Raw genomic sequence first — 13537 nt, forward strand, 5'->3', positions numbered from 1 at the left:
CCCCCCGCAGCCCCGCGGCCCCCCCCCGCCCCCCCCCGCGCGCGCCGCCCCCCCCCCCCATCGGGCGCCCCCCCCGCCGACGCGGGGGGGTCAGGGGCGGGGCCAGAGGCGGCGGGCCCGGCGGGTCAGGTCGGCGCGCAGGGTCGGCAGGTCGGCGTCGACGAGGTGGCCGTCGGTGACGATCGGGGAGCCGCCGACGTAGACGTGGCGGGCAGAGCGCTCGGGGCCGAGGACCAGGGCGGCGACGGGGTCAAGCACGTCGGCGACGTCGTCGCCGGGCCACACGACGACGTCCGCCTTCAGGCCGGGCTCCAGGAGGCCGATGTCGGGGCGGCCCAGGCAGCGGGCGCCGCCGACGGTGCCGAGCGCGAGGGCGTCGATGGGCAGGAACGCTGTGGGGTCGAGGTCACGCTGGCGGGCCAGGAAGAGGGCCATCCGCAGCTCGGGCTGCAGGGTGCCGATCTCGTTGGAGGCGACCCCGTCGACGCCCAGGCCGACCGGTGCGCCGGCCGCGACCAGGTCGCGGACCCGGGCGATGCCGGCCCCGAGCCGGCTGTTGCTGGACGGGCAGTGCGCGACGCCGGTGCCGGCGTCGCCGAGGCGGGCCACCTCGCGGTCGGAGAAGTGGATGCCGTGGGCGACCCAGACGTCGTGGTCGATCCAGCCGAGGTCCTCGAGGAGCTCCAGCGGACGGCGGCCGAAGCGGGCGACCGAGTCGCGCTCCTCGTCGAGGGTCTCGGCGAGGTGCGTGTGCAGCCGGATCCCGAGCCGGCGCGCGAGGGTCGCCGACTCGCGCATCAGCTCCGGGGTGACGCTGAACGGGCTGCACGGCGCGGCGGTCACGAAGATGGTCTCGCCGTCGTGGAGGCGCGCGTGCACGGCCTCGGTGGACACCAGGATCGCGTCGAGGTCCTCGACGACCGAGTCCGGCGGCAGCCCGCCGCGGCTCTCGCCCAGGTCCATCGAGCCGCGGGCGACGTGGGTGCGCACCCCGATCGACCGGGCGGCCGCGGCGATCGCGTCGAAGACCGAGTCGTCGCCGCCCGGGACCAGGTAGTGGTGGTCGGCGGCCGTCGTACAGCCGGAGAGCGCGAGCTCGGCGAGCGCGAGCCGGGCCGCGGCCTCGACGTCCTCGGGGGTCAGTCGCGCCCACACCGGGTAGAGCGTCTGCAGCCAGCCGAAGAGCGTGCTGTCGACGGCCCAGCCGCGGGTCAGCCACTGGTAGAAGTGGTGGTGGGTGTTGACCAGGCCGGGCGTCAGCAGGTCGCCGTCGCACCGGACGACCACGTCGCCCTCCTCCGCCGGGACCGACCCGACGGCGGTGATCAGGCCGTCCTCGAACGCCACGTCGCCCGGCCACCGCGCGCCGCGCAGGACGGTGCGGGTCACGCCTGCAGCCCGTCGAGCTCGCGCTCCAGGTTGGCCCGGGCCGCCGCCTCCCACTGCTCGCGCGCGTAGGCGGTGTGGAAGAGGTGCTCCTTGTCGGCCAGCCCGCCCAGCACCTGGGCCCGACCCGCGCGGAAGACCTCGTCGTCGAGGTGGGCGTACTCCTGCCGCACCGAGGAGGTGTACGAGGCGTAGCGCTCGGCCGGGGCCGCCAGGATCGCCAGGTCGGCGTCGGAGAGCGCGCAGCCGTTGGCGTCGTGGTCCTCGGGGTGGTGGGTCTCGGTCAGTCGGACCAGCCGCGCGACCTCCTCGACCACCTCGGGCGCGACCAGCCCGGGCAGCGCGTCCTCGGCCCAGGTCGCCGAGCGCTCCTCGGCGTCGCGCTCGCCGTCGTAGACCGCGTCGTGGAACCACGCCGCGAGCAGCACCGCACGGACGTCGTACGACGTGCCGGCGGCGGCCAGCTCGTCGAGCCGGTCCAGGACCTCGGTGAGGTGGAGCGTGTCGTGGTAGCCGCGCGTCTCGTCGGCGTAGGCCGCGATCAGCTCGTCCCGCAGGTCGGGGGAGTCGGGCAGGGGCCATCTGTCACTCAGGTCCACCCGCACATTCAACCAAGACGGACTAGGGTCGCGTGCACGAGAACCTGTTACAGAAATGAGAACGACGATGGCAGCGAGCAACGAACGCATCCGCGAGGTGGTCGAGGCGTACGTCGACCGCGTCGGCAACGGCACGTCCGCCGAGGTCGTGGCCCTCTACGCCGAGGGCGCGACGGTCGAGGACCCGGTCGGCGCCGACGTGCTCACGACCCGCGAGGAGATCGCGACGTTCTACGGCAACCTCGACGGGCTGGAGCAGGAGACCAGCCTGGTGGAGGCCCGCATCGGCGGCGGCCAGGCGGCGTTCCTGTTCCGGATCAGCACCAAGGTCGGCGACCAGACTTTCACCATGGCCCCGATCGACGTGATGACCTTCGACGACGACGGGCTGATCACCTCGATGAAGGCCTACTGGAACGCCGACACCGACATGACGGTGACCTGACCCGACGGGTCAGACGCGCGTCGCCGGCAGGCTGAGCGCGGCGGACGAGCCGAACTCGGCCGCGGCGGAGCGCAGCCGGGGGGCGGGGCGCGGCCGGTCGTTGGCCGGCAGCGCCAGGTCGCCGAGGTCGCGCCAGGCGCCGTCGTGGACGCTCAGGCCGGTGAGGTGCAGGCGCAGGTGGTCGTGGCTCGCCGGCGCCGGGCGGACCACGAGCTGGAGCCCGTGCGTGGTCGCGAGCGCCTCGAAGGCGAAGTAGCCGCTGGCCTCGGTGCGGGTGCGGCCCACCAGGCGGCCGTCCGCGTCGAGCAGCCGGACCCGGGCGCCCGCGAGGGTGGCGGTCGGGTCGGCGCCGTCCACGACCCGGCCCTGCAGTACGCCGGCCGGGGCCGGGGCCTCGACGACGCGGCGGGCGGGGGAGGTGCGCGTGTCGCGGGTGAGTCGTACGTCGAGTTCGGAGACGTAGCCGGCCCGCACGACGACCGCGGAGGTGCTGGTGGTGAAGCGGGTGGGGTCGGACTCGGCGCGCTCGTCCTCGACCTCGACGAAGTAGCGGCCGGCCGGGAGCCGGAGCGACCAGGAGCCGGCGTACGACCGCTTGCGGCCGAGGCAGCGGCCGTCGACGGCGTACCACCGGATCTGGACCACGCAGGGTCCGGGGGCGTGGATGCGGCCCTGGATGCGGCCCCGCTCGGTCGTGGTGCTGGTCGTGCTCATGGCTTTCTCCCCATGGATGGTGCGGACGGGCGCCGATCGCCCTGATGGCACGAACCTAGGGAGCGAGGATCAAGACCGCGTGTCGGTTTCCGTCAGGTCTGGTTCAAGAAAGCCGCAAGGGGAGCGTGGAGTTCACGCGAGGCAGGCGTCGCTGTCCTGCGAGGCGCTGCGCGGGATGGCGACGCTGCGTGCGTCGTACTGCCGGCTGGTGGTGATCCGAGCGACGGCGTAGTTGCGCTGGTCGAACTTGCAGTACAGCTTGCCGGTCGTGAGGTACGGCGGGTTCGGGCCGCCGGGGCGGACCTGGAGCGTGAGGTTGCTGCTGGTGGTCAGCTGTCCGCTCAGCTTGAACAGGCCGGTGGAACCGGAGGTCGTGGTCGCCAGCGCCTGTCCGCCACTGGAGTAGAGGGTGACCGTGACCTTGCCGAGAGCTTGGCCGGACTTCCCGTCGACGACCCGACCGGTGACCCACGCGCCGCGCTTGGTCCAGGTGAACCGGCTGGCCAGGTCGGCGCGGCCCGGGCGCACGTTGGCGCCGGCGATGGGGCCGGTGCGGGCGAGCCAGTCGCCGTTGCCGGGCGCGACGAGGGTGTAGCGGCCGGGGTAGAGGCCGCGGAAGGTGACCTTGCCGCCGCGGGCGGTGGCGGTCCACCACTGGCCGGTCTTCTTGCTGACCGCGGTCACGGCGAACTTCCCGGTCGCCCGGGAGCCGTCGCCGCGGAACAGGTCGACCAGCAGGCTGCCGCCCTTCTTGCGCAGCCGGATGCCGACGTTCTTGGCCCGGCCCTGCTTCAGCCGGCCGACGTAGGTGCTCTTGTCGACGTAGGTGCCGCGACGGTCGTAGGTGAACACGGAGTACTTCCCGGTCGGGAGACCGCCGATGGCGAACTGGCCCTTGTCGTTGGCCTTCGTCTCGTAGGACTGCTCGTAGGTGTTGGCGGCCACGACGCGGGCGCCCTTCCCGACCACGCCACCGGTGCGGACCGTGCCGGTGATCGCCGCACCGCGTCGCATCCGGACGTCCTTCTGGACGCTCCGGTTGCGGATCGTCACCGTGACGTCGGCGGGCGCGTACTTCGTGACGTCGTACGACGGCCGCTGGTCGACGAACTGCAGGTGGTAGGTGCCGGGGGCCAGGCTCAGCGTGTAGATGTCGCCGCTGACCCGCTTCTCACCCAGATAGGTCCAGTCCCGCGTGAACCACTTCAGCCGCAGCCTCGGCAGCTTGCCGGGCGTGAGCACCTGACCCCGGACCTCGAACGTGCGGGCGGCCGACGCGGCCTCCGCCGGGGCGGTCGCGGCGACGGACAGCAGCAGCGAGGCGAACAGGCCGACGAGCACGGCCAGGACGGTCGTGGTGCGGCGGGCGGTGGTGGTCCCCATGACGAGAGCTCCGAGCAGACAGACGGACGGGTCGGACTCCATCGTAGGTCGGCAGCCGGGGCCCGCCCTCAAGGAAGGTGCAGGGTTCCCTCAAGATCCGACGGCGACCTCGGGAGGGCGCATCGCCCACCGGATCGTGCCGGTCGCGGCGGTGCCGAGGACCCGGACGACGGTGCGCTCGGAGACCGGCAGCCACGGCAGTCGCAGCGGCGGTCGGGTCCAGGCCGGCATCAGGGCGACGGCGGCCGCGGACAGGACGGCGTACGGCGGTCGCGCGGCGAGCGGCAGCGGCGGGTGCACCAGGACGTGACGGACCGCCTCCCGCGCCTCCGGCGTCCCGCCCAGCTCGGGACGGTACGACGCCAGCACGTCGCGCAGCTCGGCCTCGGTGGTCGGCGGCTCGAGCACCCCGAGCCGGCGGGCGACCTCGCCGGCCTGGGCGACGTACTCGTCGCGCTCGGCGCCCTGCAGCGGCGCGGCGCCGTAGACGGTGTGCGCGCGCAGGAAGCTGTCGATCTCGGCGACGTGCACCCACTGCAGCAGGTGCGGGTCCGAGGCGGCGTACGGCGTGCCGTCCGGCATGGTGCCGGTGACCCGCCGGTGGATGGCCCGCACGATCGCGATGGTGCGCTCGGCGTCCTCGACGTGGCCGAAGGTGGTGGTGGCCAGGAAGGTGCTGGTGCGGTGCAGCCGGCCCCACATGTCGCCGCGGTAGCCCGAGTGCTCCGCCACGCCCCGCATCGCCGCCGGGTGCAGGGTCTGCAGGAGCAGGGCCCGGAGACCGCCGACGAACATCGACGCGTCGCCGTGCACCCGGGTGATCGGGCTGCCCGGCTCGTAGAGCCGCGGGCCGGGTCGGCCGTGGATGCGGTCGCGCTCGCGGGCGCCGTCCGGCCCGGCGACCCGCTCGAAGAGCGCGGCGCCGAGCCGGGTGCGGAGGTCGGTCATGTCCCCGACGGTAGTCCGGGGTTCGCGACCCTCAGTCGCCCTTGACGTTGACGATCTGCCGCAGCACGTGGCGGACCTCGACGAGGTCCGCCGCGTCGGCCATCACCTGGTCGATATCCTTGTAGGCCGCCGGGATCTCGTCGATGAACGCGTCGGTGTCCCGGTACTCGATCCCGACCATCGCCTCCTGGAGCTGCTCCCGGGTGAAGGTCCGCCGCGCCTTCGACCGGGAGTACTCCCGTCCGGCCCCGTGCGGGGCCGAGTTCAGCGAGGGCGCGAACCCCTTGCCGGTCACGACGTACGACGCGGTGCCCATCGACCCGGGGATCAGCCCGGGCCGCCCGGCCTCGGCATTGATCGCGCCCTTGCGGGAGAGCCACACGTCCCGGCCGTAGTGGTGCTCCTGCTCGGTGTAGTTGTGGTGGGAGTTGATCTCCTCCTGCCGCTCCACCGGGCCGCCGGTCCACTCCTCGACCTGCCGCACGAGCCGGTCCATCATCTCCTCGCGGTTGAGCAGCGCGTAGTGCTGCGCCCACCGCATCTGGCGGATGTAGGCCCAGAACTCGTCGGTGCCCTCGGCGAGGTAGGCGAGGTCCTGGTCGGGCAGCGGGATCCACCACTTCGCGCAGAGGTCGCGGGCGACCTGGATGTGCTTCTGGGCGATCTTGTTGCCGACGCCCCGCGAGCCCGAGTGCAGGAACAGCCACACCCGGTCGAGCTCGTCGACGGTCACCTCGATGAAGTGGTTTTCTACCGGATTGAAGGTGTCAACTGAGCGGTGACTGTCAACCGTGCCAAGCGCTGGGTGACAACCGGGGCGGCGATGAGGGGGAGCGGCCCTAGTCTTGTCGGACGCCCGACCGCCAGTGTCGAAAGTGCGTCCCCTCGAGCCCGTCGTTCGCGATCCGGAACGCTGTGCGGAACTCGTGGCCCATCAAGAGATGCTTGTGCAGCAAGGTCTGCAGGAACAACGAGGCGGCTGCTCCGTGAGCGTCGCTGAATGGTGCGACCAACTCTCGGCAAGCCGGACTCTCGCTCAACTTCCGAGCGAACGCCGTCTTGCCGGTCGAGCATGCGAGGGAGATGACCACCTTCGGATCGCCGGCATTCAACATCGATCCCACTTCGGTCCCCGACAGTTGGGTCCCTAGAGCGATCAGTGAACTGCTCGTTCCATGCCCGATGAGCACCACGTGACTGAATGCTGCCCCGTGCGTGCGCATGAACTCTCGCACTTCGTCCTGTGTCCGAACGTGGAGCATTCGAATCTCAGTGTCCGAGATCAGCAGCCGCAGGTACTGCAGGACGCTCTTGGCGAGGGGATCAAGCAGTGTGGGCTCCGTCGCAAGGTCGCCCACGCGGAGGACTAGGAAGCCGAGACTGCGGGGGTGCGCTGATCGTGTCGACACCTTGACCGTGCCGCCTTGTCGGTCGTCGACAACAATCGACCTGTCCATGACGGCCAGGACCTTGCGCTCCATGAGCGCGAAGGGCTGCTGGCCGGGTAGGTGCTTTGACGACACCCAGACGGTCTCGCCCGGAGCGAACTTCGGCATGGCCTCGATGCTGGCATGACGCGGAGTCGCTTGCAGACTTTCGTTCAAGAGTCGGGCGGGGGCGGCTCACTCTGGTTCCGGATGGTCGGTGGCGCGGGTGGGTAGGGAAAGCAGGTTGCGAACACCTGGATTTCGGCGTGCCAACTCCTGCAGCGTGGCATCGCAGAGTTCCAAGTGGTGCATCACGCGATCACGCTCCGCTTCGGCCGTTTTGCGCTTGCGTCGTTCACGTGCCGCGTCGGCGACGGCCGCGTCGCGCTGCTGAATCAAGTCCGCAGTCGCTCCATTGGGCTTTGGGGTCCATTCGCTTCGTAGCCGTTTGATGAGTTCAGCGACGGGCTCGTGGCTCTTGTGGATGTTCTGTCGCGTGACGCCGACGAGGTTGGCTACGCGGCTCACGCTCGGTCGCTCTCCGGCGATTAGCAGCGCGTATGTTGCGGCGGCCGCGCGGAGGCGGGTGGGGTGGTTCGTGAGGGCTTCGATGTCGAGCCCCTCGAGTTTGTCGGTCATGGCTTATCTAGGAGGTGGGGGCCGAGGTGGTCTGCAATGGTCTCGGCGTCGGCGCGTGCCTTTTCACGGGCGAGGGTGGGGAACTGCCGGTTGGTCGTGATTTGCAGCAGCCTGTCGTGCTTGACGACGTGTGCGCCTACCGATGTTGATGGCGTGGAGTGGTTGAGGCAGGCGTAGGGGTCGCACTTGGCGGGGTTGGGTCCGCCGATGCCGCCGCAGCGAGCGAAGGCCTCGTCGAAGTCGCACCAGCCGAACTCGGTGAGGTGCATGTTCTCGGCATGGGTGCGGAGCAGGCTGCGGAGTCGCCTGTCGTCTTCCTCGACGCGGGGTTCGTGGCCCATCTCGTTGCGGACGGCGGCGAACATGTCTCGCTTCCGCCGACCGTCCTGGCCGAGGGGGAAGTCGGTGGACTCGTCCGCATGCACGTGCTTCTCCCAAACAGTGAACTCGTCACGGAGCGCATCGACCACGAGGTCGGCATGGAGTTCCGCGACTTCCTGGAATACCTGGCGCTGTCCGGTTGCGATCGCGTCTGGTGCGACGCGGAAGTAGCCGGAGGCAGTCTCGGGGCTCTGCCACTTGAACTGCTCCATGGCGGCTTGGGGGCCGCCCTGGCGTGAGGAGACGACGATGCTGAGGTTGCGGCGAAGTTGGCGACCGGTAGGGGCCACGCCGAGGTGTCGCGGGACGAGGCCCAGGCCGCTGAGCGATTCGTTCGCTTCCTGGAGCCGGTCGATGACCCTCTCTAACCGCATGACCGTGGGGCCGCTGGAACGCCGCATGGAGGCGAGCGCTCGGCGGTCGAACAGGGGCGGCAGGCCGGTGGGGGGGAACGTCTGGTCGGCTGCGATGTGGCTGGAGTCGAGCAGGTACTGCATGACTCGGACGGCGTCGGCGACGATAGGTGGGATGAGCCATTGCTCGGGTTTCGGCGTCTCGCGCCGCTTGACGAGGTAACTCGTCAGGAGCGGACGGCGTGCCCCGCCGAGTTCGATGTCGTCGAGGTTGCCGGTCCGTGGGATCGCCTCCATCTCGCTTGCGCGCATGCCAGTGAACGCCACGGTGAGGAATGCGCATGCGGCGGCCACGTAGCCGACCATCTTCTGGGCCTGTTGCCGGGTGCAGTCACTGCTGAACCACCTCACGGGGTCTCCGTCAGGGAGGTCAAACGTCATGGTTCGTCGTGCGGGCCGGGAGCGGGTCTTGGCGTTGCGCAATCTGCCGGTACCTGGCCGGAACTCATTTAGGTCAGTGACGAGTTCGCGGTTGGCGACGTCGACGATGCTCACCCCGTGGGTGACTAGAAGCATGGCGGTCTCCAGCCACGGCCACATGGCCTCGACAGCGAACAGCGGAGTGGTGTTCCGTCCGTCGTTGTCCGGCAGCCCACCGGCTACCGAGAGCGCGGAGCGTCCCTGCCATGGCTGGACCGTGAGCGTGTCCAGTGCTGGCGACATGCCTGATGCGTAGCGTCCGAAGGACTGCAACGCTGCGACACGCCGATGGTCGATCGTGCGTTCGGCCTGGAGGGCGTCGAGGTGCTCCTGAGTGACTTCCCTCAGGAGGCCACTTGTTGTGCGCGCCGTGAGCCACGAGAGGTCGGCGACGAGGCCGGGGTACATGCGCTGTACGGTCTTTACGTCTTTGGGCGCTACGCCCATGAGGTCGGGGCTGATGCTGTCGGTGTGCACCTGCGGCCGGACGGCCAGCAGAAAGAATTCCTTGAGGGGATCTCGCAGGCCGGGGGGCGCGTCGTCGAAGTAGTGGCGACGCTTTCCTCCGCCGTCGGCCGTGTCGGGGTGGCCGTCGAAGTCCCACACGTCCTCCTCGTAGACACCGATCAGGCCGTCGACGCCAAACAAGTCAGCCAGGTTGCGTCCGGCGAACCGGCTGGCTGGACGCGGGGCAGTGCTGGATGCGTGGATTCGCGTCATCCGTAGATTCCTCTCAACCGTTCGATGCGCTCGCGAGCGGCAGCGATGTCCTGGCGAGCCTTATTGACGGCCATCGACGAGAAGGCCTCGATGACACGCTCAACGCCCATGTCGACCCCCGCCCAGCGGGCCACGAAGTCCTCGGCGGGCAAGGTGTCACGTTGGTTCTCGATGTGCTCTCGCAGCGCCAGCACTACCGGCAGGTGTGCGGTGGTATGAACTGCGTTGGGGCATAGGAGACAGGCGTAGGGAACCTTCCGGCATAGTGTCCCTTCGGCCTGTCCGGGAGCCTTGTATGGGTCCTTGCAGGCGGTTGTGCCACTGTCCGACACGTCTCCTCGCAACATCCGCTCAGCAGCGGCGGGCTCCACGCCGTTAGAGACGAGCAACGACTTGGCCTCATCGCGGCCGAGTCGGTCCGTAACGATGAGCCCTGCCCCCTTGATAGAGGCGAAGTAGTCATCCTGGGCTTCGGCGATGACAGCAAGTCGCTCATCATGGGACAGACCGACGCTCCGGTAGAACGTCCAGGCGGTCTTAATGTCGTGGTTTGGGTCCAGAGCACCACCGAAACCGGCTCCGAATGCGCGGTCAGCGCGCGCCATCCACGTCTTCCGCATCTTGCGGGTACTCATGCGAACGGTGCCGCCCCCCGGCATCTCCAGAGTGGCGGACCCGCCTTCGAGGATGATCGGCCGCTCGGGGACGAATGTCGCGACCGGGTGCAGAACGGTCTTGGGCGATTCTTTGCCCTGAACCCACAGCCAAAGGTGGTGCGTTCCGGTCCACCGTCGCAAAGAAGAGGTTGCGTCGATCCATCGTTCTAGCACGCGCCCGCCGCTCCAGAGCGCAACTGCGTTGCCCTTGCGACTCACAGCCTTGTCCGCGCGCGTCTTGATTCCCTTGATGATGATGACGGACGAGTTGTTCGCTTCGCGGCGCACGTCAGTGATGTCCATGCTGATGAGCATCGAAGCCTCTGCGCCGTACTCGTTGATGACAAGCAGCGCAGCGGCCTGGGCGTCAAGTGCATCGGGGAACAGCGCCTGGCGGGCCAGGCGGTACGGCGCGCGACGGTGTACGGGCGGAGGCGGCGTGCGGAAGCCGTTGGCCTGAAACTCCGCCACCCACCAACGCTGGTCGCGCGACATCTCGTCCAGGGGTTCGTTTAGGACGGCGTTCGCATGGACGAGGATCTCCTCGTCGTTCTCAACATCCGGGTCGGCCCCGATGAGTGCGAACGCTTCCCTCCGTCGGGTGAAGAGCGAGTTCAGGCGTGTCTTGCACCAGTCAATGACGCACTCCAGTTCCGCCTCCGTGTACGGCTCAATCGGGGAAGCGAAACCGTGTAGGCGTAGGTTGCGGAGATAACGAGCCGTCGACTCGACGCCAAGGCAGTCAGCCGCGTGGAACAGCATGCGACGAGCCAAGGTGGTCCGCACAGTTGCGGGGGACATCCGGTTCTCGAACAGCACTGCGTGCAACGTCGAAACGGAAAGCGTACGGATGTCAAGAGGCGACTCCGCTGGCTGCGCACTCCGGCTCAATAGGTCGTGCGCGTAGATGGCGGCATCGCGGTAGGCGCGGGCCGATCCGATAGAGCGAACACGTCCCCCTTGATCGATCAAGGCGACAAGCGCAGCGTCGCGCATCTGCTGCCGCAGCGGTGTGTCTGGGATGACGGAGTAGTCGAGCCGGTGCACCCGTCCGTCGGCTACGGCACTGATGCCGAACGGCACCTCCGTCAGCGCTGACAACAAGCCTCGGCGTGCGTCTCTCATGGCCTCTCCTCGCGGATCGCCGGGTTATGCTCGGGGTCGGCAGCGACAGAAATCAGCAGCGACCACATCGCCGCCCGGTTGTAGCCATGGGTGGTGGTCACGGAGCGATGTCCCATTGAGTCCTGCACGATTCGGCTCTTGTCCTGCCTCATCAACATCGAGGCCCAGACCGGAGGTCGCCCGTGTTGGGCTTTGAAGTTGGCGACGACCTGATCGCTTTCGGCCAGCAACATGGTCAACTCCGTGGCGAAGGTATGCCTCAGATGATGTGCGGTGTACGACCAGTCGAGGGCGGGCCAATGTTGCTGACACCGTCGACCTGCCAGGGCCAATGCCGAGTTGAGCGAGTCGTCGTCCCTGAGCGGAGCGCCGTTCTTCTTCGAGTGGTCCAGAAGGACCATGGGCGAACCGCCCCGAGGCATCATCAGCCTTGCCCTCTGCTCGTGGTTGAGGTCATTCCACCGATGCGTTTCGTGGCGGCCGTTCGGGGTTTCGACGACCACTTCGAACTGAGTGGTGCGCATCGGATCGACGACCCATGCGCGCTCGGGTCGCCACGTCGCTCGCCGTGCGATCGACCGACGGTCGCCGCTGATATAGCGATGCACCGGGAGAAGCCACTGCGAAAGTCCGACCACCTTGCGGCTGTGCCCGCCCTTAGCGATGCCGCCTGCGACCCTCGCCGGGGTCAGCCCGTCGGGGTGCGCGCGCGGGACCTCGAAGATGGTGGTCCCAAGAATCTCGCGGTGCCGAAGCCCAAGGCCAACTCCAAGCCCGAACCCTGCGGCATTCCGTTGGGCGGATTGCCACGAACCGAAGCCGGTGTCGACCGAGCCGTCAGGGAGCGTTCCCAGGAGGCCGACGAAGTAGTAGTCGTCCAACTGACTGCTGGGGATTGGATCGCGGAATGGGTCGGTGATGCGCCCACCTCGCATGTAGGCGAGGGTCTCGATGTCGCCGTACCGCGTCGACGTCGTCACCAGCGTGAACGGGAAGGACTCGATGCGGCGGTCGTATGTGCAGAACCGGTAGAACGAGTGCAGTGCTGCGCGAACCTTGCCGACGACGGAGCGCGACGCGCCCTTCGGGGCGAGGCTGTCAGAGGATAAGGCCTCGGGACGAACGAGGTGAGCGTTGTAGGCCCGAAGGTATCGATCTCCGTCGGCCAGAAGGTCCTCGCCCAGCAGGGTGGTATCGAACTCGACTTCTAGGAAGTCAGAGAACCGAGCCACTTCGTAGCCGTAAGACTTGACTGTCTCCAGCGGATGCGCGGTGGAGATCTCGGTGAGCCAGTCATTCAGAGGTCGAACCGGTCTCAGATCGGCGTCGAAATAGAATCTCGCACCGGTCAGTAGTTGGGCCCGGCCCGGCGGCCGAGCAGTCGCGTCCACTGCAAGGGTCGGCTTCCACCGCCTACTCCTAAGCACCGTTGCTCCGCGCGAGAGTGAGTCGGTGGGGGACATCGTGCGAGCAAGCCAGGCGCGGAAATTTGCTGTGCCAACCGAGGAAACCGCTCACATGTGCCACCTGTCGTCGGCGCGGTCGAGTGCGGAAAGTAGGTCCCTCGCTCCCAAGCCCGCGAGCGTGACCTCGGCTTCGAGGTCGCTCAGTCGGCGCGTGTCCGTGTACCCCTGTTGCTTCAAATGGGGCAGAACGCGTCCTAGAAGCGAGGCGTCGGTTCTTGTGGCTTCGAGGAGGTCGAAGTGACGCTCCACCTTCCGCTGCCAAAGGGGCTCCGTCGAGCAGGAACATGCCAGCCGCACTACATACGGGAGCCGTGCTCGCGTGGCCTGTAGTTGGAGCCGATGGTCGCCCAGTAGCCAGGTGTGAAAGACGTCGACCTCCGGCCCGTTAGGCGGCTCGGCGGCCTCGTCCCACGCTCGGTCGACTACTTCGGTCACAGAGACACCCAGGGCCTGGGCTATCTGAGGTAGTCGGGTTGCGGCCACCGCATGGCGGCCGTGCTCGACCCGCGCGAACTGCGCCCGGTCCATGCCAACGGCCAGCGCGATATCGGCCTGGGTCAGACCAGCGGCCAACCGCAGGTTGCGGATGCGCGCCCCCAGCGCCCTCTCGGCCGTTCGTTCGGCCTGCGCGTCATCTGCCATGTGTCAAATATGACACATCCGTGCCCTGGGGCGCGAGACTTGGTTGCATTTACCACCGGGGCGACCGTTCGGGGCAGGTCGAGCCGCTGGGCTGGGTCAGGACCAGCGGTGGGTTGCCTCTCGAGACGAGTCGGCTGTCGCCCAGCCGCCTTTCAGGCGGCGAAACGCTGGCC

13 protein-coding genes are annotated in these 13537 nt (G+C 68.6%); 1 reads left to right on the plus strand and 12 read right to left on the minus strand.

From position 1 onward, the window contains the following. Nucleotides 1-90: 90 nt before the first annotated feature. Nucleotides 91-1389, minus strand: coding sequence for an 8-oxoguanine deaminase (locus tag V7S47_RS01140; RefSeq protein WP_336559896.1), 1299 nt, complete (start codon nucleotides 1387-1389; stop codon nucleotides 91-93). After that, nucleotides 1386-1985 carry an HD domain-containing protein gene (locus tag V7S47_RS01145; RefSeq protein ID WP_336559897.1) on the minus strand — a complete coding sequence of 200 codons (600 nt, stop codon included), beginning with the start codon at nucleotides 1983-1985 and terminating at the stop codon, nucleotides 1386-1388. Before V7S47_RS01145 ends, V7S47_RS01140 begins: the two co-directional genes overlap by 4 nt. Nucleotides 1986-2052: 67 nt before the next feature. On the opposite strand from V7S47_RS01145, the gene V7S47_RS01150 reads away from it, so the two are divergent. Beyond that, nucleotides 2053-2430 carry a nuclear transport factor 2 family protein gene (locus V7S47_RS01150; protein WP_336559898.1) on the plus strand — a complete coding sequence of 126 codons (378 nt, stop codon included), beginning with the start codon at nucleotides 2053-2055 and terminating at the stop codon, nucleotides 2428-2430. Between the two features lie 9 nt (nucleotides 2431-2439). Here V7S47_RS01150 and V7S47_RS01155 read toward each other — a convergent pair whose 3' ends face one another. From V7S47_RS01155 to V7S47_RS01200, 10 genes are all read right to left on the minus strand, one after another. Next, nucleotides 2440-3144: an MSCRAMM family protein gene (locus tag V7S47_RS01155; protein WP_090849621.1), complete on the minus strand. Its 705-nt coding sequence runs from the start codon at nucleotides 3142-3144 to the stop codon at nucleotides 2440-2442. A gap of 132 nt (nucleotides 3145-3276) precedes the next feature. Then, nucleotides 3277-4527: an MSCRAMM family protein gene (locus V7S47_RS01160; protein WP_336559899.1), complete on the minus strand. Its 1251-nt coding sequence runs from the start codon at nucleotides 4525-4527 to the stop codon at nucleotides 3277-3279. A 90-nt stretch (nucleotides 4528-4617) separates the two neighbouring features. Continuing rightward, nucleotides 4618-5475, minus strand: a complete 858-nt coding sequence (locus tag V7S47_RS01165) for an oxygenase MpaB family protein (protein WP_336559900.1) — start codon at nucleotides 5473-5475, stop codon at nucleotides 4618-4620. Nucleotides 5476-5506: 31 nt separating this feature from the next. Next, nucleotides 5507-6214 (minus strand): RtcB family protein, encoded by a 708-nt coding sequence (locus V7S47_RS01170; RefSeq protein ID WP_336560428.1) that lies wholly within the window; start codon nucleotides 6212-6214, stop codon nucleotides 5507-5509. 100 nt (nucleotides 6215-6314) lie between these two features. Beyond that, nucleotides 6315-7031: a hypothetical protein gene (locus V7S47_RS01175; protein ID WP_336559901.1), complete on the minus strand. Its 717-nt coding sequence runs from the start codon at nucleotides 7029-7031 to the stop codon at nucleotides 6315-6317. Nucleotides 7032-7097: 66 nt separating this feature from the next. Further along, nucleotides 7098-7541: a hypothetical protein gene (locus tag V7S47_RS01180; protein WP_336559902.1), complete on the minus strand. Its 444-nt coding sequence runs from the start codon at nucleotides 7539-7541 to the stop codon at nucleotides 7098-7100. Continuing rightward, nucleotides 7538-9475: a hypothetical protein gene (locus V7S47_RS01185; protein ID WP_336559903.1), complete on the minus strand. Its 1938-nt coding sequence runs from the start codon at nucleotides 9473-9475 to the stop codon at nucleotides 7538-7540. Before V7S47_RS01185 ends, V7S47_RS01180 begins: the two co-directional genes overlap by 4 nt. Then, nucleotides 9472-11256 (minus strand): hypothetical protein, encoded by a 1785-nt coding sequence (locus tag V7S47_RS01190; protein ID WP_336559904.1) that lies wholly within the window; start codon nucleotides 11254-11256, stop codon nucleotides 9472-9474. The genes V7S47_RS01185 and V7S47_RS01190 overlap by 4 nt, the downstream gene beginning before the upstream one ends. Then, complete coding sequence (locus tag V7S47_RS01195; protein ID WP_336559905.1) at nucleotides 11253-12647, minus strand: hypothetical protein; 1395 nt, start codon at nucleotides 12645-12647, stop codon at nucleotides 11253-11255. The genes V7S47_RS01190 and V7S47_RS01195 overlap by 4 nt, the downstream gene beginning before the upstream one ends. 123 nt (nucleotides 12648-12770) lie before the next feature. After that, nucleotides 12771-13364 (minus strand): helix-turn-helix domain-containing protein, encoded by a 594-nt coding sequence (locus V7S47_RS01200; RefSeq protein ID WP_336559906.1) that lies wholly within the window; start codon nucleotides 13362-13364, stop codon nucleotides 12771-12773. Between the last annotated feature and the right edge of the window lie 173 nt (nucleotides 13365-13537).

It is taken from the genome of Nocardioides sp. CCNWLW216, from assembly GCF_037120545.1.
Classification (GTDB): Bacteria; Actinomycetota; Actinomycetes; order Propionibacteriales; family Nocardioidaceae; genus Nocardioides; species Nocardioides lianchengensis.